Origin of the sequence: Brevibacillus brevis (assembly GCF_031583145.1) — a bacterium.
GTDB lineage: Bacteria > Bacillota > Bacilli > Brevibacillales > Brevibacillaceae > Brevibacillus > Brevibacillus brevis_E.
The window spans coordinates 4748271-4773604 of sequence record NZ_CP134050.1 but is presented as its reverse complement, the minus strand read 5'-3'; the positions used below and the strand labels follow the sequence as shown (position 1 = coordinate 4773604).

The following is a 25334-nucleotide window of genomic DNA, read 5'->3' as shown; positions in this document are numbered from 1 at the left end:
TCCGCCCTTCATTATGGAATCAAGAGCTGCCAATAAAGCGCCCACGGCACAAACAGGATGCCGCCGATCATGAGCCAAATCCGCTCCTTTTCCCTCCCCACAGGAGAACGATCCGTGACCAGGGAACGCCACAAGGAGCAGCCAAGGAGGACGGCAGCGGCCAGCGCGATGAAGGAAGACAGCTGGAGCAGGCCCCAGATGAGCGTCCGGTCAAACAGAAGAGGGTCCAGATGCTTGGCTCCCGAGCTCATCAAAAAGCCGAAGTAAGCCAAGAACCCGAAAGTCGCCACGGTCGTACTGCCTGCCAGCAGGAGGGAATATCCGGACCGCCGATCATTCGGTTGCTTCGAACCGCGCTTCCGCAGGGCGCGGACCAAGGAACCGAGCAGAAACGTCCCGAAGATGGCAAGGAGAAGGAGTGCCGCTCCCAATTGCACCCAGGCTGAGTGATACCAGGACAGCTGACCGATTCCGGCAGGCGAGAGATGCTCTTGCTGCGGTGCAGCCCCAATGACGGAAGAGCGAGGAGCGTTGCCCTGCACGACCTGGTGGACCCAGGATGTCATCGCCTCGGAGTAGCCGGGGGCAAATTCGTCCGTTTGCGTCGTTCCGTCCAAAGACAGCCGCAGCAGATGACCCGCATCCGGAAAGAAGCGGATGACGGCGTGTTTGTTGCCCGCTTGTTCCAACGCATGCTGGATGTTCCGAGAGCTCTCCAAGGCGGGCTCTACGCGATCCTTGTCTCCCCAGATCGCGAGTACGGGCTGCTGCAAGGATGAAAAGGCAGGGAGGGGATCGTAGGTAGCCTCCGCGAAAAGTCCAGCGGAGACGGCAAGCTGCAGACCGTGTCTGGTGACGGAACGAATCATCGAGGCGGAGGTGACGCCCTGGTCATGCAGGCGGTTCACGAGCTGCCAGGACTGCTGTTGTACGGGCTGGACTCCGGCGGCGCCGACGGTGATGAGAAAAGCGACGTGGCTGTTTGGCTCGGAGGCAGCGAGCGAAGCGACCCACGCTCCCTCGGAGATTCCCCACAGACCGACTGCACTTGGAGCAATATCCGCACGGGAGCGCAGCGCTTGGACGGCTGCGACCACATCTTCCGACAGTATTTGATAGGATCGGTCACCGCCCCGGGATTTCGAGAAGCCGTCGGGGCGTTTGTCGTAGATCAGGGCGGCGATTCCGGACTTTGCAAACATTTCCGCTTCTCCCCGATACTTCTCGCGATCGGACGAGCTGGAGCCGTGCACCATGACAACCGCAGGGTGCTGTCCCGGCGTGTCCGGCACGAGGAGAGTTCCGGCCAGCTTCAGATCCTGGCTTTGGATGGATACAGGCTCCTCGTGGAAGCGGGACGAGGCTGCATCTGCTGTGGGAATCTGCGGCGAGTTGAAAAAGAACAGGAGAAGGGCAACAAAATAGGCTGCGAATCGAAAAAAGCGCTGGGAAGCCAAAGGACGTTTCAATGTCTCGACCTTCTTTCGGAAAGAGGAATTGGAAAATAAACGCAATGCCTGACACCCAAAAGCTTACCGTTTACGGGATTTTGAAAAAACCAGCCGAGGGATTAGGTCGACTTGCGTTTGTGGTCGTATCCGTTGTCCGCCCTCTGTTCCCGATGTGTCTGCCCTGCGACAGTTTGCATCGGACGGAGGGGGAGTTTCGATGGTAAAATGAACAGGAATGAACGGTGACCTTTTCAATTGAAGGAGGCGGATAACCATGCAAAAACCGATTCGAGCTTTCGTGGTGAACAAGGACGAGCACGGTTTTTCAGCAGACGTGAAGACCATTGCGCTCGGCGACTTGCCCAAAGCGGATGTACGCATCAAGGTCCACTATTCGAGCGTGAATTACAAGGACGGCTTGGCGAGCATCCCGAATGGAAAGATCGTCAAAAACTACCCCTTCGTCCCCGGAATTGATCTGGCGGGTATCGTCGTGTCATCGGAGGATCCGCGTTTTCGCGAGGGAGACGAAGTGATTGCGACCAGCTACGAGATCGGCGTTTCCCATTTCGGCGGGTACAGCGAGTTTGCGCAAATCCCTGGAGACTGGATCGTTCCTTTGCCAAAAGGGCTGACCTTGCGAGAAGCAATGGTCTTCGGTACGGCCGGATTCACGGCAGCGCTGTCCGTCCATCGCTTGGAGGAAAATGGCGTGTCACCGGAAAAAGGAAAGGTATTGGTGACCGGAGCGACAGGAGGCGTAGGCAGCATCGCGGTTTCCATCCTGGCCAAGCGGGGCTACCACGTCGTCGCCAGTACGGGCAAAGAGTCCGAGCATGATTACTTGTACAAGCTCGGAGCGAAAGAGGTCATCCCCCGCGGGGAAGTCGCCGGCGACAAAATCAATGCGTTGGACAAACAGCTCTGGCAAGCTGCGGTCGATCCTGTAGGGGGCAAATCGCTCGCGTCCGTCCTGAGCAAGATCAGCTACGGCGGCTCTGTCGCCGTCAGCGGCTTGACCGGCGGTACCGATGTGCCGGCTACGGTCTTTCCGTTTATTCTGCGCGGGGTCAATTTGCTGGGCATTGACTCGGTCTACTGCCCGATGGAATTGCGAAAGGTCATCTGGGAGCGGTTGGGGAACGATCTGAAACCGGATGGACTCGAAGATTCTATCGATGAAGAAATCGGATTGGAAGAGCTGCCCGCCGCCTTGTCGAAAATAGTGGCGGCGCAGATGCGCGGCAGGGTCATCGTGAGATTCTAATGGGAATCGGACAAGGAGAGGTACTCTGAAAAGGAAGAGGGATACCAGTTCGGGGAGAGGGGATCAAACATGGAGAGAGTGCCGTATTTTGCCCAATTCGAGTCGCGCGATCGCGTGCTCGATCTGGTAAGCGGGAGGATGGATCCGGCCGACGACCCGCTCTGGCAGCAGTCCGGCGCGACAGACCCGGCTGAGTATGCGGAGTGGAGCTCCCATATTTGCGGCATGGCCTGCCTGAAAATGCTGCTCGCCCATTGGCAGAACCGGGTGATTCCGACGATGCACCTCATGCGGGAATGCCGGGCATACGGCGGCTACGTCGTCCAGGAGGATGGTTCCATCAAGGGCCTGATCTACCGTCCCTTTGTCTCGTTTCTCGAGGAAAAGTTCGGCATGCAAGCGCAGCTGAAGGAGCACACGCCCATCGAGGACATTTACGATTTGCTGGGCGAGGGCTATGTGTACATCGCTTCCGTCCATCCCGGCATCCGCACGCCCGAAGTGGCGCCGCCGAAGCAAGGGGGACATTTGGTGTACGTGTTTGGCAGGAAACAGGAGTCTCGCGAGGTCATCTTTCACAATCCGTCCGGCCATACGCCCGAGACGCAGGAGCATGTCCACCTTAGTCTGGAGACCTTTGCACGGTTCTACGCCAAGCGCGGGATATTGATCAAGCCGACGGGGGAGCCCCAGGCTTGAGAATGTGCAGCTCGTGGACAAAGGCTTTTTCAGCAAGAAAACCGCTAGACAAGCAAAGTCCGCTCGGGGGAAATCCCGAGGGACTTTTTTCTTTTCTGCCCGATGGATGCACGCAGCGGCTTACCCTTTCTGGTGCTTTCGTACGACAAACGATACCGACGTCCCTACTCCCGGTTGGCTTTTGATGCGAAGACCCTCGCGATAATGGCGTTTGAGGCGAAGGTCGGTATTCAGCAGGCCGACTCCAGACTCGTCGTCCATCCGTTTATCAAGGATTTGCTGCAAGACGGATTCCTCCATCCCAACGCCGTCGTCCTCGACGGAAATTTCGGCATACGTCTCGTGGTTGACGATCCGGATGACAATCGTCCCGCCTCGGGAACGCTTCATGATGCCATGTCTTACGGAATTCTCCACGAGCGGCTGGATCGTAAACAGGGGGATCCTCAACTCCTGGCAATCGTCTATCTCCCACACGACCTGCAGTCTTTCCGCAAAGCGCTCTTTTTCGATGAAGAGGTAAGAGCGGACGATGCTCAGCTCGTCTTCTACGGGGGCAAGCTCGTCCATATTTTGCAGCCTGTACCTATCGCGTAAAAAGTCGCTGAAAACTCCCAGGAGATTGCGCATCCGGTCCGGATCGATTTCGCTTAAAGCCGAAACGGCAGTCAAGGTATTAAACAGGAAGTGAGGCTGGATTTGCGCCTGAAGCCAAGCTGCTTCCATTCGCAGCCGCTCCCGGACAGAACGTTTCACCTCGGTAAGCGCTTTGACACGAGACCGCACTTCCCACGAATCTACCGGCTTCGATACATAATCGTTGGCGCCTGCTCGAAATCCGTTTTCGATATCCTCGGGCTGGACGCAAAGCAGGCAAGCGCGATGATGAGATCAAACGGGTAGGACAAGACCTTGATTCCCATCGCATCCGTCAAGCCCCACCAGACGATGTTGTTCACAAAAGCGACAAGCGCCAGCAGCAACAAGGTATTGCCCTTGATATCCTTTATGGTGGATGTGCGAAGCAGAGACACGATGGTGATGAGCAAGGAAGTCCCCATAATCGAGAGATCCAGAGGCAGAAGCTTCATGAGATGCTTGGCAGGCAAAAACAATGCCGACAACGCATAGGCTCCGCACACCATGCCATACGCCGGAAATGCTTTTTTTCAGAATGCAGGCCACTGCTGCTTGACGCACAGCAGAAGAGAGCAAGAAAGGGCGATGATGGCATAGGAAACCAGCTTGATGCCCGTCTCGTAATCGATCGGGAACCAGTAAGGAATCAATTTCTCATCGGTTGCAAGAAGATACATGAAAGTGGCGCTGGCAAGCAACAGGGAGAAAAAGAGCAATCTACGGTCCCTTTTCCCAAGCAGATACAAAATCAATGCGTAAACAGCATGCAGCAGGGAGACGATCGCGACCAACAGCTGCATGGTCATCGAAAGCTGGGTCTGGCGGGCAATCGCTTCTTCGGTTCCAAACTTGATCGAACGAACGATGCCGCTTTTGCCAGGGTCGTCGTAATTGGCCGCCTGGATGACAACCTCAATTTCACTGCTGCCGTTCGCTGCGAAGGAGGAGGTGTAGGGAACATTCCCCACCTTGTACTCCTTCTTGTTCACTCCCGGCTCCCCCGCTTTGGCCAGAAGTCTGCCGTTTACATAGAGCGCAGACGAACTGCGGACGCTGGGGATGCGAATGCTGTAGGTCAAATCTTGCTTCGGATCGACGAGGATTCGCAAGCGGTACGAACCGTAACCGTACGGCGTGTCCTCCCCCGGCTGCATGAGAGAATTCCAGTCTCCCGGAACTTGAATCAGTTGGGGGCTGGATTTTTCCGTTGTCTGCGAAGATTCCGGGTCGATCAGCCATACGTGGGGATAAAATTCCCACTGGCCGTCCAGCTCGATGGTTTGACCTTCGGCTGCATTCCAGTTTCGCAAATCCAGGAGTCCGTCTTTGGCATACGGCTGCTCCGTACTTTGAAAGATGGTGATCCAGAGTATGCGGGAGCCTGTCAGAACAAGCAGAAACAGGCTTACGACAAGAACGGTCTTCCATTTGACGATCTTGTTTGTCATGTCCGACAAAGTAGCCTGACTCCTTCGTTCGATTATCGTGGTAGAAACATTCCGGATCAAAAGGCTGCATGACAAATTCAGGGAATTTGCGACAAAGAAACGGCTGCAGGATGTAACCTGAGCCGCATCAGTTTACCATTCATGGATCGCGCAAAGCCAGTCTTTTACGCTATTTTTATTATAACTTTGCATGCATCGACGATTCCAGAATCAAAAACGAAGAAGACGAGTTTTGCCAAGCCTGCACGGAGAGCTGCCTGAGTGGCCCAGACAGGGATCGGCAATCCGACAGAGAAAATAGTCAAAATTGTCGGAATTACGTGAGGAGTGTCTTCCGTTGAACCCATTTCGAAGCATACGATCGACCTTGCCCTTCCGGGGAACGCTGCGCGCCAAGATGCTCGCGCTGTTTCTTTGTCTCATCGCGATTCCTCTCAGCTTGCAAGGCATGATCACGTACAGCAGGTTTTCTGCCTCCACCGAAGAGAAAACGTCGGAGTACACGGCGCAAATCGTCCATCAGATCAACCGCAATCTGGACCGGAACATGGAAGAGCTGAAGCGCCTCTCCTTAAATCCCCTCTACGACAACAGCATTCTCGCCATCTTGCGGGAGCTGCGCGACGGAACTTCGGCTCCTCCTTACCTGTCCACGGAAAAACGGCAAAAAATGACCTTGTACATCTCCAGCCTGGCGTACAGCCGTCCGGAGGTGAAAGGCATCCAGATCCTGTCCATGAACGGCATGGTGTTCTCCGATCTCGATCCGTCGCTGCTGACGTCGTCGATCAAGTGGAGCGAAGAACCGTGGTACCGCCGGGTGCTGGAAGGAAACGGAGCGTCGGTGATCATTCCGCTGCACCGGCCGGGCTATTATGTGGATCGGTCGGGGGAGACGTATTTCTCCGTGGCTCGCCTGCTTCGGGAGCCCAACACCAATCTGCCGCTCGGGGTCATGAAGATCGACCTGAAGATGGAGATGATCGACCAGCTCCTGGCCAACATGCCGTTTACCAAGGAGGGCAGTCTGTTTATCGCCAATCAGCAAAACGAGCTGTTCTATGAAAAGCGGGAGGACGACCAGGCGCCGGATTTCCTCGCGCTGCTGAGACAGACAGGAAATCTGCGATCGTCGTCCCAGGCAGCGCGAACCATCAGTCTGGAAGGGGAGCGCTACTTGCTGATCGAAAGCCAGTCGGCCGAGACAGGCCTTGGCGTCATCAGCATCGTCCCGGTGGACAGCCTGCTCAAGGACTCCAGGGAACTGCGCAGCTTTACGATGGTGATCGCCGCCCTCTTTTTGGTCGTCGCGGGAGGACTGGCCAGCTACTTTGCCTACTCGCTCAGCAAACCGCTCGTCCGCCTGAAGGAGAAAATGCTGCAAGTGGAGCAGGGGCATTTCCACGAAAGGGTCCCGGTCGTCTCGTCGGATGAGATCGGCAAGCTGAGCGAGCAGTTTAACCACATGGTCGAAGAGATCAACCGCCTCGTGAATGAAGTGTACGTCATCAGCCTGCGGGAGCGGGAGGCGGAGCTGGCAGCCTTGCAAAGCCAGATTCATCCCCATTTTATCTACAACACGCTGGAGGCGATCAATATGATGGCGATCCGGGCGGGAAATTACGATGTGTCGGACATGGTGTCATCGCTTGGCAAGCTGATGCGCTACACCGCGTGGCGCGGGGATGGGTTCGTGACGCTTCGGCAGGAGCTGGATTCGCTGGCGTCGTACGTCCGCATCCAGCAGGTGCGGCTGGGGGATCGCCTGCGGGTGGAGCAGGATGTAGACGAAGCGCTGCTGGATGTGCCGATCCCCAAGCTGCTTTTGCAGCCACTGGTGGAAAACGCCATCTATCACGGGATCGAGCGCCAGGAAAACGGCGGGACGATTCGACTGGCAGTGGTGCAGGAGGATGCGGATGTGGTGATCAGCGTGCGTGACAACGGGAAGGGGATGTCCCGGGAGGAGCTAAGCCGTCTGCAGGCGATGGTGAGCCTTCCTTTCCACCTGAATGAGGCAAAAGGCGGACAACGCACCGGAACGGCCCTGCGCAATATCCATCAGCGGATCTCGCTGTTGTACGGCCCGAAATACAGCCTGTCGATTGACGGCGAGCCGGGCCAGGGAGCGGTTTTTTCGATGAGAATCCCGCTGGATGGCGGACATAGGGGGGAGAAGCATGTACAAAGTGTTGCTGGTGGAAGATGAACAGGTGATTCGCGAGGGGCTCAAGACCTTGATCGAGAAGGTGATCGGAGGCTTCACGGTCGCGGCGGAAGCGGCGGACGGCAATGAAGCGCTGCACTATTTGCGCACGGAAATGCCGGATCTGATCGTCACAGATATTCGCATGCGCGAGGTCGACGGTCTGGCGATGATCGCCAAAGTCCGGGAGATGTACGAAGACCTGCCGATCGTGATCATCAGCGGTTACGGGGACTTCCAATACGCGCAGAAGGCGTTGAAGCACAAAGTGACGGATTACCTGCTCAAGCCGATCGACCGGATCGAGCTGGCCGGTACGCTGGAAAAAATACGCCAGTCGCTGGAGCGCAAAAAGCAGCCGCGCGATCCCGCGCCGTCCGGCGGAGGAGAGGAGAGGCAGATCATCCGCAAAGTTAAGGCGTACATCCAGGACCATACGGACGGCGACCTGCGCTTGCAGACAGTGGCTGAAGTCGTCCATCTCCATCCGATCTACCTCAGCCAGCTGTTCAAGACCGAGACAGGTGAAAACATCTCCGACTACGTCACGAGAATGCGTATGAACCGGGCGAAGCAGCTGTTGCGTCAAACGAGCCTGAAGGTATACGACATATCCCGCTTGGTCGGGTACCAAAGCCCCAAGCATTTCATGATCGTCTTCAAAAAAGAGGTAGGAATGACCCCCGGCAGCTATCGGGAAGGGGGAGAGGAAGGAGAAGATCTTTAAATCCCATACCAAATCTGTAAATTGGATGATTTATCGTAATATTCCCGCAAATTTATACTGAAAGCAGTTCATGATTTCAGTGAGAAAAGGGGGTACTCCATGAAAAAGGCGATCGTTTTGGCATTGTCGATCCTTTTGGCAGCGTTTACTTTTGCGGGCTGTAGCGGCAGCACGCAGTCGCCGCAGTCGTCCGGCGATTCGACGGCAGACAAAAACAAACCCGTCGAGCTTTCCTTCTTGACATGGGGCAATCAGGCTCATCTCGATCTGTACCAAAAGCTGATCGATACATTCACGCAAACCCACCCGAACATCAAGGTCAAGCTCGAATCGGTCCCGTTTCCCGATTACCAGCAAAAGGTGACGGTCTTGGCGGCCGGACAGGAGCTGCCGGACATAGGCTGGGTATCCGAGCGGATGGTTCCGCAGTTCATGGCCAACGGAATATTGGAGGATGTTTCGGATTTGAAACAGGATGCTTCCTTCAAAATGGATGACTTCATCCCCTCGACCCTGGAGCTGTTCAAGAAGGATGAAAAGCTGTACGGGATTCCTTTTTCCACACCGCCTACCGTGATGTTTTACAACAAAGACCTGTTTGACAAGGCCGGTCTGAAATCGCCGAACGACCTGGCGAAGGAAGGCAAGTGGACGTGGGAAGAATTTGAAAAATCTGCGAAGGCCATCACGAGCGGCACGGGCGCAAGCAAGATCTACGGGGCCAACTTCTTCCGCGACTGGAAGACGTGGATCATCCTGTCTTCGTACTCGTGGTCGAATGGCAGCGGGCCGTTCAGCAAGGACATGAACCAGTTTACGTGGAACGACCAGTACGGCGTCGAGACGCTGAGCATGCTCCAGCGCATGATGTTTGCGGACGGATCGCATCCGAAGGCAGGGGAGCAGGTCAGCTTTGAAACAGGCAAGATCGGGATGTTTTTCGACGTCTACAGCTACGTGTCCAAGGCGCGGGCGATCAAGGACTTCAAGTGGGACATCGCGCCGATGCCGTCCGGCTCCCAGGGATCCGCACCGATGCTGGGGCAAGCGGGCTATTCCATTTTCAAAGGCACCAAGCACCTGGAGGAGACGAAGGAGTTTCTCAAGTTCATCGCCAGCGAAGAAGGCGTGCAGGCGACTTCCGCGTATTTCGTGCCGCCGCGTACTTCCGTGCTGAACTCCGACCTGTTCCTGAACCAGCCGGACAATCCGGACCCGGCGCACATCAAGCAAGCCGTCATCGAGGAGATGCCGAAAGCGCACTTCCAGCCGGGCCATGTGGAATGGCAAAAAATCGACAATACCATTCTCGCCGGTTTCGACCAGCTGTTCGGGCAAACCGCCCAGCCGGCTGACATCATGAAGTCGCTGGAAGAGAAGATCAACCCGATTTTGAAAAAATAGCGGAGCCGCGGCGGTCTGCCCAGCAGGCCGCCGCGGCGTGATAGGAGGCCGCAGGTCACGATGAACCGTTTTCAGCAAGCATTGGCGCAAAAGCCTTTTCTGCTCCTGGTGAGCCTGCCGCGAAATGACGAGGAGCTGGCGGGAGCCGCCCTGGAAGGAGGAGCGGACGGGCTGAAGGTGCACATGAATGTCTACCACCGGGCAAGCGGTAACGGCTTTGGCCCCCTGACGGAGTACCGGGACGTGTTCGCCGCCATGCGGAGCCGGTTCGACGGGCCGCTTGGCATCGTCCCTGCCGGATCTCCGGAGGCGCTCGATCCGGGTGAGCTCGCACAGCTTGCTTCCGTCGGCTTCGATTTTATTTCCATCTACGGACACCATCTGCCGGCGTCCATGCTGCAGACCGAGGGCGTGGCGACTACCTTTGCCATCGACGACCGGTTCGATTTGCCGCTCCTTTCGGCAGTCAGGCACTTTCCCGTGACGGCTCTGGAAGCGTCGGTCATTCCGGGTGAGCAGTACGGCACTCCGCTGGTGTTTTCCGATCTGCTGAAATACCGGGTACTGGTCGAGAAGGCCGGGATTCCGGTGATGGTTCCCACGCAGCGAAGGATTGTGCCGAAAGACATTCCCGCTCTGAAGGACACGGGGGTGCGGGTGCTGCTCGCGGGAGCCATGTCCATCGGGACGACAGCGGAGGAGATCAAAAGGTCGGTTGCAGCATTGCGTGAGGCCATCGACCGTTAAAGGGGGAAAGCGAATGGAGAGCAACTTGAACGTCCCCGCCTCTGCGCAGAGAAAAGCGAAACCGACAAGAAATCCGCTCGGCAGAGAAGCAAATGTGGCCGGCTGGCTGTTCGTCAGCCCGATGGTGCTCGGTTTTCTGGCTTTGCTGCTCGGTCCGCTCTTGCTCGCCTTTTACATGAGTATGACGGATTGGCCCCTGCTGGGCGAGCCGACCTTCGTCGGATTGGAAAACTATCAAGCGCTCTTTCATGATGAGGAATTTTGGACGGTCGTCGGAAATACGTTTACGTTTGCAGCTGGCCTCGTTCCGATGAACATCGTCCTCGCGCTGGGCTTGGCTCTCTTGCTCGCCCGGAAGCTGCCGGGGATTGGGATCTTTCGTACGGCGATCTTCGTGCCCGTGATGACTTCCCTGATCGTCTGGGCGATTGTGTGGAAGTATCTGTTTGCCACTGACACGGGCTTTATCAACCAGATTCTGCAGCTGTTCGGAATCACGGGTCCCGCCTGGCTGTACAATACGAAGCTGGCCATGCCGGTCGTCATCGTCACCAGCGTCCTGAAAAACGTCGGCTTGAACATGGTGCTGTTCATCGCAGCGCTCCAGCAAGTCCCTGCGCATCTGTACGAAGCGGCCCGCATCGACGGGGCTGGACGGGCCCGGCAGTTTTTCCGGATCACCGTTCCCTTGATCTCGCCGACCATCTTCTTGACGACGCTGCTCACGATTATCGGCTCGCTCAAGGTATTCGGCCAAATCTACGTGATGACCCAAGGCGGTCCTGACGGCAGCACGAAGGTGCTCGTCTACTACATTTGGGAAAAGGCGTTCAAAAACTTCGAGTTTGGCTACGCGTCCGCACTCGCCTTTGTGCTGTTCTTTATCATTTTCGTCTTTACGCTGCTCCAATGGCAGTATCGGAAAAGGTGGGTGTTCCATGAAGAGTAACAGACCCGGCAAGATCATCGGGATTTCTCTAAACTACATCGTGCTGTCGGTCGTCTCCCTCGTCATGCTGGTTCCGTTTCTGTGGATGCTGTCGACGTCGCTGAAGGAACCGGCCAAAATCTTCGTCTTTCCGCCCGAGCTGATTCCGTGGCCGATCCGGCTGGAAAACTACACGGAGGTCCTCTCGGGCACGCCGTTTCACCTGTTTTACTGGAACAGCCTGTACATCGCGGTACTCGTGACGGTTGGCACCGTTTTTTTCGCATCCATCGCGGGCTACGCGTTTGCGAGGATTCCGTTCAAAGGGAAAAACCTCGTCTTTCTGGTCCTGCTGTCCACGATGATGATTCCGAACGAAGTGACGTCCATCCCCATGTTTTTGTTCATGCGGGCGCTCGGCTTTATCAATACGCATGTGCCGCTGATTGTCCTGCCGATCTTCGGGGCGGGCGGGATCTTTGGGGTCTTCGTCATGCGGCAGTTTTTTCTCGGAATCCCGAAGGAACTGGAGGAGGCGGCGATGATCGACGGCTGCTCGCGCTGGCGCATCTACTGGAGCATCATGCTGCCGCTCGCGAAGCCGGCGATTGCGACTCTGACCATCTTTACATTTTTGACGAGCTGGAACGACTTTTACGATCCGCTCATTTTCTTGAACGACCGGGAGCTGATGACGCTGCCTCTCGCTCTGTCGCTGTTTACGGATGAAGCGGGAACGGCCTGGCACCATTTGATGAGCGCGTCCGTGATGGCGACGCTGCCGCTTCTGATCGTGTTCTTTTTCGCGCAGAAGCAGTTTATCGAAGGCGTCTCGATGACAGGAATGAAGGACTGACGGGAGGAGGATGAAAGTGGGACGTGTGATAGAAACGGATGTCGTCGTCGTAGGGGGCGGTCCGGCGGGTATCAATGCGGCGCTGGCAAGCGGCAGGTTGGGGGCGGGAACGATCCTTGTCGAGCGGTACGGCTTCCTCGGTGGAATGTCGACGGCAGCGCTGGTGTACCCCTGGATGACGTTTCATACAGAAAAAGGAGAGCAGGTGATCAAAGGCATCGCGCAGGAGATCGTCGAGCGCTTGCAGGAGCGGGGCGGATCTCCGGGACATCTGCGGGATACGGTGGGATTCGTTCATACGGTCACGCCGTACCATCCCGAGATCTACAAGCTGCTGGCAGTGGAAATGCTGAAGGAGGCCGGGGTCAAGCTGCTCGTCCACAGCTTCGTCGACCATGTGGCGGTAGAAGGCGACCGAATCGCGGCAGTCCAGATCACGACCAAATCGGGCAAGTACGAGATTCGCGGAAAGGTCTTCGTCGACGCCACCGGCGATGCCGATGTGGCGCATTTATCAGGCGCGCCGACGAGCAAGGGGCGGGAGGGCGACGGCCGCACCCAGCCGATGACGATGAAGTTCCGCATGCGCGGCGTCGATCTGGAGCAGGTCAGAGCGTATATGCTGGCTCACCCGGAAGACTTTTACCACAAGACGCCGTTCGGTGAGCTGAACAAGCTCCCGCTCACCGGCGTCCAAGGCTTTTACTCGCAATGGAAATCGTCAGGGGTCCCCATCAATCGCGACCAAGTGCTCTTTTTCACCGGCCCGGAAAAGGACGAGGTGCTGATCAACTGCACACGGGTACAAGGGCTGGACGGCACGGATGTGGAGGATTTGACGGAGGCGGAGGAGATCGGGAGACGTCAGGTGCTGCTGATGTCGGAATTTTTAAAAAACAAGGTTCCTGGTTTCTCCCAGGCGTCGATCTCCTCCGTAGGCACGCAGATCGGCATCCGCGAAACGCGCAGAATCGCGGGTGAATACAGCCTGACGATCGATGACGTGGTGCAAGGGCGCAAGTTCCACGATGGGATCGCCCGCAGCGGTTACCCCGTCGATATCCACGATCCGTCCGGCAAAGGAGTGACGGCGGCTGACATCCAGGGAGACGGGGCATACGACATCCCGTACCGCTGCCTGCTGCCGCAAAGGATCGACAATCTGCTGGCAGCCGGACGCTGCATTTCCACCACCCACGAAGCGCTGGCGACGACCAGGCTCACACCGAGCTGCATGGCGACCGGCCAGGCGGCGGGCACAGCGGCTGCAATCTCGCACCTGGATGGGACCGTTCCACGGAAAATCAACGTATCCAGGCTGCAGGAAGCGCTGCGTCAGGCTGGCGCCGTTCTCTAAGCAAAGCCGTGGCAGCTTCATGGACGGCATCTCCCCTCTGTCCTGCTTCTGCGTCAGTCAGGTGCCGTCCTTTGCACGATCCGTTCATATGGAAAGGAGTCGAGACGATGAAGAAGTTGAGATGGTTCATTTCCACTGTCGCTGCGGCAGCTCTTGTGACCGGGGGGATACCGTTCGGGCACCTGGGCACAGCCGAGGCCAAGTCGCCAAAGCCGGTCGCCCGAATCGCCCTGGTCCCTCTGGATGACCGGCCGGTGAACACGTATTTCCCGCAGATGACCGCCAAGGCTGGGGGAGTCGAGACGGTGATGCCGGACGATGACATGCTGGGGCACTTCACGACGCCGGGAGATGGCGAGGAGATCGGGGACTGGCTGCTCGATACGGCGGATGAAGTGGACGGCTCGGTCATTTCGGTGAGCATGCTGGCGTACGGAGGTCTGGTCGCTTCCCGTACGGCCGACCAGTCGTACGAAGATGCACTGGCGAACATCAAGGCGATCAAGCGGCTGAAGGCAAAGGAGCCGGACAAGCCGATCTACGTGTTCGACACGATCCAGAGGCTCGCTGTCACCGCCACCGATCCGGAGACCTTGAAGTATTACGATCAGATCAGAGAGTGGGCGATTCTGTACGACGAGGTCCACAACCTCGGCATGACGGAAAAGGAAGACCGTCTGCAGGAGCTGGAGGAGCTGATCCCGGAAGCTGTGCTGCAGGATTACCTCGATGCGAGGGAGCGCAATCACAAGATCAATTCGCTCCTGATCGACTGGGTCAAGGACGGCACCATCGACTACCTCGTGCTCGCCCAGGACGACGCGGCTCCGCACGGGCTGCACCGGGCAGAGCGGGAGGCGCTGGTGGAAAAGGCGAAGGATCTGCACGTCGAAGACCGAACGGTTGTCTTTCCCGGGGCGGATGAAGTGGGCACGGTGCTTGTCAGCCGGCTGTCCCTCGATTCGCTCCGCATCCATCCGAAGGTAGCCGTCGAGTACTCCGGAATGGACGGAAGCGATTGGATCGCGCCTTTTGAAGACACGACGTTTGATGAGAGCGTCGAGAAGCACATTCGAGCGGCAGGAGAAAAGCCGGTGGAGGATGCCGACGACGCCGATCTCGTCCTGATGGTAAATACCCCTTCCGAAGCAGGTACCAGCAAGGCGGACAGAAGAGAAGCACTGGACGGCTTTGTCGCAGGGATCAACGAGCACCTGGAGGACGGCAAGCAGGTAGCCGTGACGGATGTGACGGTCACCAACAAGGCCGATCCCGATCTGATCGAACGCTTGCAGGACAAAGTGAAGCTGCCTGATCTGCTTTCCTACACAGCGTGGGGGACAGCGGGCAACAACATGGGCAGTGCCTTGGGACAAGCCTTGCAGCGCAGCGCTTTTCTGGAAAAAGGGAATCAATTCGGCGTGCCTTTGACCGTAGACGCCGCGCAGGCTCACGTCAATCTGCTGCTGTCGTCCTTTGTCAACGACCACCACTACCGAAACGAAGTCATGGCGGACGCCCGAAAGCTGGTGCAAAAGCTGGGGGGCAACGAATGGGGGCTGGGCGATGATTTCGACGAGGTCAACGATTTCGTGGTCGAAGAGCTTTCCCCGAAAGTGGACGACTGGTACGAAAGCTACTTTGCAGACGAGTCCATCGCTACCGGCAAGCGCGGCAAGCACACCTTCACGGGCAAAATCGCAAGCCTGGACGGCGTCGAGATTGTGTTGCCGTGGGAGCGCCTGTTTGAGGTGTTCGTCGGCCCGGATGTGACGATAGAGAGGGAATAAACGATAGCGCAGCCATAGAAACAGGCAAGCCGAGTACAAAAGGCTTGCCTGTTTTTGCCGCTCTTCTTGGTCCGCACGCCCAGCCGTCTTTTTCGCACGGTTTGGCCTGGCTGCTATAAAGCCGCCATCGTGATGGACGACTCATTCAGGCTTCGTTTGCGGTTCGGCATTAATCATCCACATCATCCCGTATTTGTCGGTAAGCTCTCCCAAATACAAGCCAAAAGGCTGCCAACCTATAGGCTGCTTTACAATCCCGCCCTCAGCAAGCTTCTCGAACGCTTCCCGGGCTTCGGATTCTGTTCGGTACCGGACATTGAGGGAAATCCCCGATCCTTGGGAAATCGGTTCCATGGAATCCGCCATGAAGATGGAATTTTCTCCGGCAACAGAAACGCACATGTGCAGGACTTTGTCCTTCCCTTCGGATTGCGTCCCCATGGTATCCCCATACGTAATGATGGATACGATCTCACCGCCAAGCGACTTCACGTAGAAATCAGCTTGCGCTCTCGCATCCTCAGAGAAAATGAACGGCTGCAAAATTCCCATCTGCATACATCCTTTCCTTTCGGTATTTGGATTGTTCAGGATTACTGTATCATAGCGGCGCACGCTTCGTTTCTTCTGGATTGCCACATTCTTCATGACTGCCCTTTTTGCTGCAATGACAGCCAGCATTTTATCCACCTTCTGTCTCCCCATGTCAAAAAAAGACGCGGAAAACCCGCGTCCTCTGGTTCCTGATTATACAAGGGAAGGGAAGGGAAGGCTACTGTGTCACCTGCACGGTCTCATCCAATTGGGTAATTTCCTCATGCAGCAAGATTCCGCGCTTTTCCAGCTCCGCAAAAATTTCCGCCGGATCGAATGCCTCTTCCGGAATCAGTACGCCCGTCTTTTTTACTTGGCCTTTGGCGATCATCTCCGTCGCGATTGCCATCGGGATGCCGACGTTGCGCGTGTACGCCCGCAGCTTTTCCCAGCCTTCCACCGAGCCATCCGAAGCAGGATGCGTATGGTAGAGAACATGCTGGACCCGGCGCCCGTCTTTGACGCCAATCACTTCCACGTGCAAGGAATAGCCGTACAGCTCCGTTTCCTGTCCTTCCGTGGAGTGGAACAAATATTCGCTGATACAGTCGAGAATCCCGATTTCCTTGCCGTTGATGGTGATCGGGTCATTTCGCATGAAGCCCCAATCGTAGAGCGCGCGTACGAGCTGCATGTTTTTCGCCGGCCATGTACCGCGTACCTCGATCAGCTGAACGTTTTTGTGCGCGAGGGCGGCTGCCAATGTTTTTGTCTCGGCATGAGGGATGATGTACTGTACGGTTTTGCCGTAAGGTGCAGGCAATTCGATTTCACGCGGACGGGCAAAAGGCGGGACCTGGATGAACTCGCCGTTTTCGTAAACGACTCGGCCGGGCAAGAGGGGATCGTACTCGTAGGTTGTCGTTTCCGTGATGGAACGGGAAAAGGCAATGGGACGAAAAGCGCCGTGGCTGACCCGGACGGATTCGACTGTGTCGAGCTTTTCAGCGGCATGCATGGCCATCATCTGCGTGACGCCAGGTGTCATGCCGAAGCCCGGCACACAAGTTTTGCCGTTTTTTCGGAACAAATCGTCGTAGGCATCTTCTGCACCGAAGCCGTTCAGGTTGATGCCGTGGCAGCCTGCTTCCGCAATGCAAGCGGTGGAGAGGCCGTTCAGCGTGATCGTCGTTCCGTCCATGACGATGTCGTAGCCTTTCATCTTGCTCACCGTATCGGCATGGTCCCGTACGTTGATCTGTACAAAGTCGACGCGCGGGTCGTTCAGTGCCGCGACGACGGCACGCCCTTCCGTTTCGTTGAAATCGGCGACGGTGATCCGTTCAAAGCTGGAGTACTGCACCAGATCCAGAATCGACTCTCGGCAAATCCTCCCGGCCCCACCCAAGCAAAGCACTTTCACGTCAAATCCCCTCCAAAATGAATGTGAGTTGTCTGAACATTCGGATGTTCGAAATGAGTATAACATGGCTCTGCAATTTTGTGTGTATTTTGTTGCGTTATTTTTGTGTTATTTGTTTGTTTATGTTGTGTAAATGATTTTTTACAAATAAATACAACAAAATATTCATTTAAGTAAAACCAATAACAAATAAACGCAAGAAATCTATAGACAGCCGCATCTTAGCAGATGTAAAATTGAGAAAATTCAATTTACTACAAGCGCAGCTTGCAGCCCTTTGGACCGGTCGGGCGAAAGAGGAGGAGTGGTCATGAAGCAATCGCAGGCGACGCAGACGAGAAAAGCGTTGGTCGCAAGTCTGATTGGCAGTTCCATCGAGTATTACGATTATTTGCTGTTTGGAACCATGGCATCGCTAGTTTTCAACAGGCTCTTTTTTCCGACACTGGATTCGTTTGCGGGCTTGCTCCTGGCTTACGCCTCGTTCGGCATCCCGTATTTCTTTCGTCCGCTCGGCGGCATCCTGTTCAGCCATATCGGCGACAGGATGGGCAGGAAAAAAACGCTCGTGCTGACTCTCGCCCTGATGGGAGCCTCCACGGTGCTCATCGGATGCTTGCCTGATTACGCCACCATCGGCATCTGGGCTCCATGCCTTCTGATTTTGCTGCGGCTCATTCAGGGGATCGGCATCGGCGGGGAGTGGGGAGGGGCGCTGCTGCTGGCAGTGGAGTACTCGCCCAAAAACCGGAGAGGCTTCGGAGGCAGCGTCCCTATGATGGGCTCGGCTGTCGGAATGCTGCTGGGGACCGTGACGGTTTCGATCGTGGGGCTGCTGCCGGAGCAGCAGTTTCTGGCATGGGGCTGGCGCGTCCCGTTTTTGCTCAGTGTCGTGCTGGTTTTCGTCGGGCTTTGGATCCGCCGCGGCCTGGAGGAAACTCCCGATTTCCAACAAATAAAAGAAAGCGGTTCCATTTCCCGCTTCCCCCTTGGAGAGGCATTGCGTCATCACCGGATGGAGCTGCTCCTGACGGTCGGAGTCAAGCTGGTAGAATCGGCCCCCTTCTATATTTTCGCGACCTTCATCATTTCCTACGCAACCGGGCAGCTGCACATGGATAAGGTATCGGTGCTCAATGCCGTCACGCTGGGGACGCTGTTCTCCGCTTTTGTCATCCCCGCTGCAGGGATGCTTGCGGACAAGGTCGGCAAAAAGCGCATCTTCATCGTGGGAACCTCCGGCATCATTCTCTTTGCGTTTCCCTATTTCCAGCTGCTTTCCTACCAATCGGTGTTTACGCTGACATTGGCGACGGTTCTGGGAATGGGGCTGTGGGGCGTGGTCACCGCGGTGATGGGTACGCTCGTCTCCGACATGTTCGGAGCGCGAGTGAGGTACACCGGCATATCCGTCGGGTATCAGGTCGGAGCGGCGTTGGCAGGGGGCATGGCTCCTTTGATCGCCACGGCGCTGATTCACTCTTTCGCCGGCTCCTGGATCCCGGTCGGTCTTTTCCTGATCGTGATCGGCGCCATTTCCCTGATCTCCGCCGTTTTTGTGCCCAATCCGATCCCGCCGGTCTATTCGACGAACGACCGCATATAATGTCTCTATCGCAAAAAGAAGGTGCATGGAATGGATTATATGAATCTGGAAATGTATATTCGCGTAATCGTCAGCGCCGTTCTCGGCATGTTCATCGGATGGGATCGCTCGCACCGAAACAAGCCGGCCGGCCTGAAAACGTACATGTACGTCTCCGTCGCCTGTACGCTGATTACTTTGGTGTCCATTTACAGCACCAAGGTGTACAGCTCCCCGAACAGCGGCACGATGATGGATCCGATGCGGCTGGCTGCGCAGATCGTCACAGGCCTTGGTTTTTTGGGGGCAGGCGTGATCCTGAAGGACGGCTTGCAGGTCAAAGGGTTGACGTCGGCCGCGATGATCTTCTTTGCCGGAGGGATCGGGATCGGGATTGGCGCGGGCTTTTACGGGATCGTCATTTTTTCCGTTGTCGTCTCGTTTGCATTGGCAAGGATCAGCCAGCGCTTTGAGGATGTCCAGCATCGGCGAGTGGAAAACAGCGAAAAGTCCGGGGCTGTGAAGCAGCAAAGCGTCGGTTGAGAAGAGTTGGCAGACGAGGAAGGCCTGGAATCCTGAAAAGGGATTCTGGGCCTTTCTACCTGTTTGCCTGCTTTTCTGGTAGGATAGGAAGAAATAGAGATAGGCTGGCCGCATGAGAGGGGATTCGGAAAAAGACATGAGACGAAGGTTCGTCCGCTGCGCACTCTTGTTGTGCCTGTTTGTGTTGCTCGTGCCATCGGTAGCTGCCGCCGCAACCCAGTCCCCTGAGCCGTCGCCGCTCGCAGCAAGAGGGGTCATCGACTTGCGCGGGGTCAACTGGCAGCAGCAGGATGTTGTTTTGCTGAATGGGGAATGGGAGGTGTACTGGCAGCAGCTGCTGAACTCTTTTGGCTCCAGTCAGAATCGTCAGACATCGATGTATATGCCGGTTCCTTCCCCCTGGAAGAAAGGGGTGGCCGGGCAGACGGTATCCAATCACGGCTTTGCGACCTACCGGCTCCGGATATTGTTTGACGAAGAAGCCGCGAACAAGCAGTTCGCTTTGTACATGCCGAGCGTAGCGTCCGCATACGAGCTGTGGATCGACGGACAGAGACTGGGACAGAATGGCGTTGTCGGAAAGAGCCGCGAAGAAATGGTCCCCCAAAATTACAGCAAGGTAGTCGTCTTCCGGCCCAAGCATCCGGAAGCGGAGGTGGTGCTGCAGGTCTCCAATTTTGTGCAGCGAAACGGGGGAGTGTGGGAAGCCATCCGGCTCGGGCCGGTTCAGTCCATTATCCTGCAGCGGGAATCCCGCTTGGTGTACGAGGCTCTGATCGCAGGGAGCCTGTTTGTCATGGGCATCTACCATCTGATCCTGTACCCGCTGCGCAGAAAGGAGAAATCCGCCCTCTACTTCAGCGTGTGCTGCATGGCGGTCAGCCTTCGGACCCTCCTGCTTGGAGAGACGCTTGCTTACCGTTTCATCCCCGTGTTTCCCTGGAGTCTAGGGGTGAAGCTGGAATACCTCACCTCTTTCGTAGCCATGATGGCGCTGCTCTTGTTTGTGCGTTCCCAATACCCGCAGGAACTGAAGCGTGGCTATGTGAAGGGAGCGCTGCTGGCGGGGGGAATCCTCGGCAGCCTGGTGCTCCTGCTGCCCACCTGGATCTTTACCGAAGGACTGGCCGTGATGGAAGCCTATCTGGTCGTCAATTTCGGCTGTTTGCTCCTTGCCTACGGGAAAGCGGCTGCCCGCAAGAGGACGGGATCTCTGCTGAACGGGATCGGACTGCTCGTTTTTTTCTTGTCGGTCATAGGCGAAATTCTGTTTTATGCGAACCTCTCGCCTTTTGAAAACAGTGCGCCGCTCGGATTGCTGGTGTTCCTCGTCACCCAAATGATCAACCTGTCGCGGATGATCGCGCTCTCTTTTGAGCGAGTGGAGCAGCTGTCCCTTGAGCTGAGACAAATCAATGAATCGTTGGAGGAGAAGGTATCGCGCCGCACTCAGGCGCTGAAGGAGAAGAACGAAGAGCTCCGCAGGATGGAGGAGTCGAGGCGAAAGCTCCTGTCCAATATCGCGCATGAGCTGGGTACGCCGCTTACTTCCATCCAGGGGTTTATCAAGGCGATGATCGATGGCGTGGTCAAGTCGGACGACTCCCGCTACCTGCACATCATTTACGACAAAACGATCTATTTGCACCGGATCATCACCGATTTGTTCGAGCTCTCCAGGATGGAGGCCCGCCAAATCCGCTTTCATTACCAGCCTGTCATGCTCCTCCCGTTTTTTCGTCAGCTGTACGAGAAATATCGCATGGATATTGAAGAGAAGGGGCTGAGCTTCCACTGGGAAACCTCTTGTCCCGCCCAAGTGGAAGGGGAACCGGTCTTGTGGGTGGATCCGGTCCGAATCGAGCAGGTGGTCGCCAATTTGCTGGTCAACGCCCAGAAGTATACGCCTGCGGGAGGAGCCATCACGCTGCGGGTAGCGTGGGAGTGCACAGCGGGATCCGGCGGATTGGCCCGCATTTGTGTGCGCGACACGGGAAGCGGAATGGATGCCGAGACACTCCCCTTCGTATTTGACCGTTTTTACAAAGGCAAAGGTCCCCGCAAAGGCGAGGGAGCCGGGTTGGGATTGGCCATATGCAAGGAAATCGTGGACCATCATCAAGGGAATCTGCGTGTGGAGAGCGAAGTCGGAGCAGGGAGCGCCTTTACCTTTTCGCTGCCTGTCCGCCTCAAAATCGGGGAAGGAGAAGGTGAACGCGATGGACAAACCGGTCATCATGCTGGTCGAGGACGATCCGAGCATCCGGGAGCTGGTCGGGCTATATCTCATGGCCAATGATTACGAGGTGAGAGAGGCAGGGGATATCAGCCAGGCCCAGGCCATGCTTCAGCACGAGCATCCGGATTTCATGATTTTGGACGTGCTGCTTCCAGACGGGACAGGCTTTGAGCTGTGCCGGACGCTGCGCCAAAACGGCAGCGAGGTTCCCATGCTGTTTTTGACCTGCAAAAACGACACGGAGGATATCGTTTCCGGCCTGGAGCTGGGCGGAGATGACTACATGACGAAGCCGTTTGATCCCTTGATCCTCGTGTCGAGGATCAAAGCGCACATGCGCCGGCAGGCCAAGCAAGAAAAAAAGGAGAAGGCGCAGCCTGTCCAGGCTGAATGGATCGAGCCGTTGACCAAGCGGGAAAAGGAGATTTTGTCGCTGATCAAGGCAGGCTTCACCAATCAGGAAATCGCTCAGCACTACCAGATTTCCTTGGGAACCGTAAAAGGCTACAACAACCAGTTGTTCAGCAAGCTGGGAGCGAAAAACCGGACCCATGCCATCATGCTGGCAACGGAGCGGGGGATTTTGCCCGGCACCTAACTTTAGTTAGATTCGCACCCGGTCCCGATTTGGTACGCTAATGGAGAAACAGGCGCAAAAGCGCAGCCAATCGGGGGGATGAGAACTCGCATGCTGGAAGGGATTCTTCATTCGCTTCACATGTATCTGTTGACGTTGGTGATGACGCCATTCGGGCTGGTAGCCATTCCGCGGGGAATCGGCATTCTCATCCAGGACACGCAGCTGGCTCTGATCGTTTACGGTTACCTGATTGCCTATCCGCTCCTGTACGGCTACATTCTCAAGCGCAAAAAAAAGAGAGCGGGCTTGGGGACAGCGGTGATGTGGACAAGCGGTGCTCATTTCGCCTTGTTCGAACTGGTTTGCTCATGGCAGATGGGGATGTCCCCTGATTCCATTTCGCCATCCATGGAGGCTGTCGGGCTTTCGACGATCATGTTGTTCGCCATTGCCGGAAGCACGGGGTATTTGACGTACAAGCAGTCCTTGCAGGGAAAAGAAAACAGGGCGTTCTCCCGCTTCACACTTTTTCGGGAATGACGCTAGCCACGATCATGTTACCAGCCAGGGAATGGACGTTCCTGGCTTTTTGCTTTTGATATTCCTCTGACAAAAGGCATGTATGCTGACGGTAACCATTCCAAGAGGAAAGAGGCGTGAAGACATGAGAGACGAGAGAATAGCGAAAATAGCGAATCAATTGCTGGATTACAGTCTGAACGTACAGCCGGGAGAACACATCATGATCATGGTGCACGACGAAGGGGAGCCGTTGGCGGTCGAGCTCGTCAAGCAGCTGTACCGAAAAGGCGCGTATCCGCAAGTCCGCTTTGTAAAACCCAAAGTGCAACGCGAATGGCTGAAGGGACTGTCAACGGAGCAGCTCGATCAGCTGGTCAGCTGGGAAGAGAGCATGTGGATGGGAATCCATGGCTATATCGGGATTCACGGGGAGACGAATGCAAGCGAGCTGAGCGACGTCCCTGAGGAAAAAAGCAGGCTGTATGGGGAAGCGTTCCAATCGATCTTTCACCATGTCGACAATCATATCAAAGGAATACGCATCAACTATCCGACGGCGGCTTTGGCGCAGAAGGCCAATATGTCCACGGAAGCTTTCGAGGATTTTTACTTCGACGTATGTTCGTTTGATTACCGAAAGCTGGAGAAGGCTTGCCGCCCTCTGCACGCACTGATGGAGCAGACGGAGCGCGTCCGCATCGTCGGACCGGGTACGGATTTGACCTTCTCCATCAAGGGCATCGGGACGAAGATCGCGGCAGGCAAGCGCAACATGCCGGATGGAGAGGTGTACACAGCACCGATGCGCGACTCGATCCAGGGGACGATCAGCTACAATACGCCCAGCCCGTACAAAGGAACGCTGTTTGAAAACGTCCGGCTCGTGTTTCGGGACGGTAAGATCGTGGAGGCGACCGCCAATCATCCGGAAAAGCTCCGGCAGATCCTGGACAGCGATGAGGGCGCCCGGTATACAGGGGAGTTTGCCATTGGCGTTCACCCGCACATCCTGCACCCGATGGGAGACATCTTGTTTGACGAAAAGATCGCAGGCAGCTTCCATCTGACTCCTGGCCGGGCATACGAAGAGACCGACAATGGCAACAGGAGTACGATCCACTGGGATTTGGTCAGTATCCAGCGGCCCGAGTACGGCGGCGGGGAGATCTGGTTTGACGACAGACTCATACGCAAGGACGGACTGTTCGTGCACGAAGCGCTGATGGGGCTGAATCCGGGGCAGCTCGGCAAAGAATAAGGCGGGCGGCGATACTCCTTATTTCCCTTTGCCAAAGACGATCAAGACCTCGAAGGCGCCCGCGAGCAAACGTGGGCGTCAATCTTGCCGGTCACGAAAAGGCAGGAAACGCGGCAGGATTCAGAGAACTACTAAAGGGGAGAAGAGATGAACGATAGGAGTGGTACATGTGAATTTGCAAGCGAAAGAGACCGTGATTGGATTCGTCGGGACGGGCGTCATGGGCAAGAGCATGGCGTCGCACTTTTTGCAAGCGGGCTACCCGGTCTTGGTGTATACGCGGACCAAAGCCAAAGCGGAAGATTTGCTAGCGCAAGGCGCCGTTTGGAAAGAACAGGTGTCGGAGCTGGCGAAGGCGTCGAATGTCATCATCACGATGGTCGGTTACCCGAGCGACGTGGAGGAAGTGTATCTGGGAGCAGAAGGAATCGTCGCCCACGCGAAGCCGGGATCTTATTTGATCGACATGACGACCTCCAAGCCTTCCCTGGCGAAAAAAATCTACGAGGAAGCCAAAGGTCGCGATCTGCACTCGCTGGACGCTCCTGTTTCCGGAGGGGACATCGGTGCCCGTGAAGCCCGCCTCACGATCATGGTCGGCGGCGATCAGGAAGCCTTCGATGCTGTCGAGCCGCTGCTGAAAATCATGGGAACGAACGTCGTGCTGCAGGGCGGACCGGGAGCCGGGCAGCACACCAAGATGTGCAACCAGATCGCCATCGCCACCAACATGATCGGCGTGTGCGAAGCCATCGCCTACGCAAAAAAGGCGGGGCTCGACCCGACGCGCGTGCTCTCCAGCATCGCGGCAGGTGCAGCGGGCAGCTGGTCGCTCAGCAATCTCGCGCCGCGCATGATCGCCGGCAACTTCGAGCCGGGCTTCTACATCAAGCATTTCATCAAAGACATGGGCATCGCTCTGGAAGCGGCGAAGGAAATGGGGCTGCTCACGCCAGGGCTGGAGCTGTCCAAATCGCTCTACGACGAGCTGGCGGCAAACGGGTTGGAGGACAACGGGACGCAGGCCTTGATCAAATGGTTTGAGAAGTAAAGTGTGGGCATGGTGGAAAAAAGTCTAAGCCCGAAAGCCTACCCCATCAAAGAAACGAGCTACCCTATGGGGCAGCTCGT

At 56.4% G+C, this 25334-nt stretch carries 23 protein-coding genes; 17 read left to right on the top strand and 6 right to left on the bottom strand.

The genetic code is table 11. From position 1 onward, the window contains the following. Positions 1-11: 11 nt before the first annotated feature. The gene (locus RGB73_RS23765; protein WP_310765225.1) at positions 12-1469 is read right to left on the bottom strand and encodes an alpha/beta hydrolase family protein; all 1458 of its coding nucleotides are present in this window, start codon (positions 1467-1469) and stop codon (positions 12-14) included. Positions 1470-1725: 256 nt separating this feature from the next. Between RGB73_RS23765 and RGB73_RS23760 the strand changes: the two genes are divergently transcribed. Together RGB73_RS23760 and RGB73_RS23755 are read left to right on the top strand one after the other, a co-directional pair. Continuing rightward, a complete protein-coding gene (locus RGB73_RS23760; RefSeq protein ID WP_310765224.1) occupies positions 1726-2718 on the top strand; it encodes an NADPH:quinone oxidoreductase family protein in 993 nt (330 codons plus the stop codon). A gap of 69 nt (positions 2719-2787) precedes the next feature. Beyond that, positions 2788-3417 carry a C39 family peptidase gene (locus RGB73_RS23755; RefSeq protein WP_310765223.1) on the top strand — a complete coding sequence of 210 codons (630 nt, stop codon included), beginning with the start codon at positions 2788-2790 and terminating at the stop codon, positions 3415-3417. Positions 3418-3537: 120 nt separating this feature from the next. On the opposite strand, the gene RGB73_RS23750 is transcribed toward RGB73_RS23755, so the two are convergent. From RGB73_RS23750 to RGB73_RS23740, 3 genes are all read right to left on the bottom strand, one after another. Next, entirely contained in the window at positions 3538-4143 is a 606-nt protein-coding gene (locus RGB73_RS23750; protein ID WP_310765222.1) for a sensor histidine kinase, read from the bottom strand. Positions 4144-4214: 71 nt separating this feature from the next. Further along, positions 4215-4541 carry a hypothetical protein gene (locus RGB73_RS23745; protein WP_310765221.1) on the bottom strand — a complete coding sequence of 109 codons (327 nt, stop codon included), beginning with the start codon at positions 4539-4541 and terminating at the stop codon, positions 4215-4217. A 45-nt stretch (positions 4542-4586) separates the two neighbouring features. Continuing rightward, complete coding sequence (locus RGB73_RS23740; protein ID WP_310765220.1) at positions 4587-5513, bottom strand: hypothetical protein; 927 nt, start codon at positions 5511-5513, stop codon at positions 4587-4589. 328 nt (positions 5514-5841) lie between these two features. Between RGB73_RS23740 and RGB73_RS23735 the strand changes: the two genes are divergently transcribed. From RGB73_RS23735 to RGB73_RS23700, 8 genes are all read left to right on the top strand, one after another. Then, a complete protein-coding gene (locus tag RGB73_RS23735; RefSeq protein ID WP_310765219.1) occupies positions 5842-7713 on the top strand; it encodes a cache domain-containing sensor histidine kinase in 1872 nt (623 codons plus the stop codon). Then, positions 7685-8437: a response regulator transcription factor gene (locus RGB73_RS23730; protein ID WP_310765218.1), complete on the top strand. Its 753-nt coding sequence runs from the start codon at positions 7685-7687 to the stop codon at positions 8435-8437. Before RGB73_RS23735 ends, RGB73_RS23730 begins: the two co-directional genes overlap by 29 nt. 99 nt (positions 8438-8536) lie before the next feature. Next, positions 8537-9841: an ABC transporter substrate-binding protein gene (locus RGB73_RS23725; protein ID WP_310765217.1), complete on the top strand. Its 1305-nt coding sequence runs from the start codon at positions 8537-8539 to the stop codon at positions 9839-9841. A gap of 60 nt (positions 9842-9901) precedes the next feature. Continuing rightward, positions 9902-10588 (top strand): hypothetical protein, encoded by a 687-nt coding sequence (locus RGB73_RS23720; RefSeq protein WP_310765216.1) that lies wholly within the window; start codon positions 9902-9904, stop codon positions 10586-10588. Positions 10589-10601: 13 nt separating this feature from the next. Further along, positions 10602-11537 (top strand): carbohydrate ABC transporter permease, encoded by a 936-nt coding sequence (locus RGB73_RS23715; protein ID WP_310765215.1) that lies wholly within the window; start codon positions 10602-10604, stop codon positions 11535-11537. Next, positions 11527-12372 carry a carbohydrate ABC transporter permease gene (locus tag RGB73_RS23710; RefSeq protein WP_310765214.1) on the top strand — a complete coding sequence of 282 codons (846 nt, stop codon included), beginning with the start codon at positions 11527-11529 and terminating at the stop codon, positions 12370-12372. Before RGB73_RS23715 ends, RGB73_RS23710 begins: the two co-directional genes overlap by 11 nt. Before the next feature lie 16 nt (positions 12373-12388). Next, positions 12389-13729 carry an FAD-dependent oxidoreductase gene (locus tag RGB73_RS23705; protein ID WP_310765213.1) on the top strand — a complete coding sequence of 447 codons (1341 nt, stop codon included), beginning with the start codon at positions 12389-12391 and terminating at the stop codon, positions 13727-13729. A 107-nt stretch (positions 13730-13836) separates the two neighbouring features. After that, the gene (locus tag RGB73_RS23700; RefSeq protein ID WP_310765211.1) at positions 13837-15519 is read left to right on the top strand and encodes a DUF4127 family protein; all 1683 of its coding nucleotides are present in this window, start codon (positions 13837-13839) and stop codon (positions 15517-15519) included. 141 nt (positions 15520-15660) lie between these two features. On the opposite strand, the gene RGB73_RS23695 is transcribed toward RGB73_RS23700, so the two are convergent. Both RGB73_RS23695 and RGB73_RS23690 read right to left on the bottom strand, forming a co-directional pair. Continuing rightward, positions 15661-16200 carry a VOC family protein gene (locus tag RGB73_RS23695; RefSeq protein ID WP_310774503.1) on the bottom strand — a complete coding sequence of 180 codons (540 nt, stop codon included), beginning with the start codon at positions 16198-16200 and terminating at the stop codon, positions 15661-15663. Positions 16201-16291: 91 nt separating this feature from the next. Continuing rightward, positions 16292-17476, bottom strand: a complete 1185-nt coding sequence (locus tag RGB73_RS23690) for a saccharopine dehydrogenase family protein (RefSeq protein WP_310765210.1) — start codon at positions 17474-17476, stop codon at positions 16292-16294. A gap of 310 nt (positions 17477-17786) precedes the next feature. Between RGB73_RS23690 and RGB73_RS23685 the strand changes: the two genes are divergently transcribed. From RGB73_RS23685 to RGB73_RS23655, 7 genes are all read left to right on the top strand, one after another. Further along, complete coding sequence (locus tag RGB73_RS23685; RefSeq protein WP_310765208.1) at positions 17787-19082, top strand: MFS transporter; 1296 nt, start codon at positions 17787-17789, stop codon at positions 19080-19082. A gap of 30 nt (positions 19083-19112) precedes the next feature. Next, the gene (locus RGB73_RS23680) at positions 19113-19604 is read left to right on the top strand and encodes an MgtC/SapB family protein (RefSeq protein WP_310765207.1); all 492 of its coding nucleotides are present in this window, start codon (positions 19113-19115) and stop codon (positions 19602-19604) included. Between the two features lie 136 nt (positions 19605-19740). Then, positions 19741-21903 (top strand): sensor histidine kinase, encoded by a 2163-nt coding sequence (locus RGB73_RS23675; protein ID WP_310765206.1) that lies wholly within the window; start codon positions 19741-19743, stop codon positions 21901-21903. Beyond that, positions 21824-22441: a response regulator transcription factor gene (locus RGB73_RS23670; protein WP_310765205.1), complete on the top strand. Its 618-nt coding sequence runs from the start codon at positions 21824-21826 to the stop codon at positions 22439-22441. Before RGB73_RS23675 ends, RGB73_RS23670 begins: the two co-directional genes overlap by 80 nt. Positions 22442-22531: 90 nt before the next feature. Then, positions 22532-22963 carry a hypothetical protein gene (locus RGB73_RS23665; protein WP_310765204.1) on the top strand — a complete coding sequence of 144 codons (432 nt, stop codon included), beginning with the start codon at positions 22532-22534 and terminating at the stop codon, positions 22961-22963. Between the two features lie 124 nt (positions 22964-23087). Next, positions 23088-24203, top strand: a complete 1116-nt coding sequence (locus RGB73_RS23660) for an aminopeptidase (protein ID WP_310765203.1) — start codon at positions 23088-23090, stop codon at positions 24201-24203. A gap of 220 nt (positions 24204-24423) precedes the next feature. After that, complete coding sequence (locus RGB73_RS23655; RefSeq protein WP_310774501.1) at positions 24424-25254, top strand: NAD(P)-dependent oxidoreductase; 831 nt, start codon at positions 24424-24426, stop codon at positions 25252-25254. The last annotated feature ends 80 nt before the right edge of the window (positions 25255-25334 follow it).

Excerpts from the sequence above, each read along its gene's own strand:
- RGB73_RS23670 (WP_310765205.1), top strand. The coding sequence starts at position 21,824 with ATGGACAAACCGGTCATCATGCTGGTCGAGGACGATCCGAGCATCCGG.
- RGB73_RS23695 (WP_310774503.1), bottom strand. The coding sequence starts at position 16,200 with ATGCTGGCTGTCATTGCAGCAAAAAGGGCAGTCATGAAGAATGTGGCA.
- RGB73_RS23710 (WP_310765214.1), top strand. The coding sequence starts at position 11,527 with ATGAAGAGTAACAGACCCGGCAAGATCATCGGGATTTCTCTAAACTAC.
- RGB73_RS23685 (WP_310765208.1), top strand. The coding sequence starts at position 17,787 with ATGAAGCAATCGCAGGCGACGCAGACGAGAAAAGCGTTGGTCGCAAGT.
- RGB73_RS23725 (WP_310765217.1), top strand. The coding sequence starts at position 8,537 with ATGAAAAAGGCGATCGTTTTGGCATTGTCGATCCTTTTGGCAGCGTTT.
- RGB73_RS23730 (WP_310765218.1), top strand. The coding sequence starts at position 7,685 with ATGTACAAAGTGTTGCTGGTGGAAGATGAACAGGTGATTCGCGAGGGG.
- RGB73_RS23660 (WP_310765203.1), top strand. The coding sequence starts at position 23,088 with ATGAGAGACGAGAGAATAGCGAAAATAGCGAATCAATTGCTGGATTAC.
- RGB73_RS23665 (WP_310765204.1), top strand. The coding sequence starts at position 22,532 with ATGCTGGAAGGGATTCTTCATTCGCTTCACATGTATCTGTTGACGTTG.
- RGB73_RS23755 (WP_310765223.1), top strand. The coding sequence starts at position 2,788 with ATGGAGAGAGTGCCGTATTTTGCCCAATTCGAGTCGCGCGATCGCGTG.
- RGB73_RS23675 (WP_310765206.1), top strand. The coding sequence starts at position 19,741 with ATGAGACGAAGGTTCGTCCGCTGCGCACTCTTGTTGTGCCTGTTTGTG.
- RGB73_RS23700 (WP_310765211.1), top strand. The coding sequence starts at position 13,837 with ATGAAGAAGTTGAGATGGTTCATTTCCACTGTCGCTGCGGCAGCTCTT.
- RGB73_RS23760 (WP_310765224.1), top strand. The coding sequence starts at position 1,726 with ATGCAAAAACCGATTCGAGCTTTCGTGGTGAACAAGGACGAGCACGGT.
- RGB73_RS23720 (WP_310765216.1), top strand. The coding sequence starts at position 9,902 with ATGAACCGTTTTCAGCAAGCATTGGCGCAAAAGCCTTTTCTGCTCCTG.
- RGB73_RS23655 (WP_310774501.1), top strand. The coding sequence starts at position 24,424 with ATGGGCAAGAGCATGGCGTCGCACTTTTTGCAAGCGGGCTACCCGGTC.
- RGB73_RS23715 (WP_310765215.1), top strand. The coding sequence starts at position 10,602 with ATGGAGAGCAACTTGAACGTCCCCGCCTCTGCGCAGAGAAAAGCGAAA.
- RGB73_RS23750 (WP_310765222.1), bottom strand. The coding sequence starts at position 4,143 with ATGGAAGCAGCTTGGCTTCAGGCGCAAATCCAGCCTCACTTCCTGTTT.
- RGB73_RS23680 (WP_310765207.1), top strand. The coding sequence starts at position 19,113 with ATGGATTATATGAATCTGGAAATGTATATTCGCGTAATCGTCAGCGCC.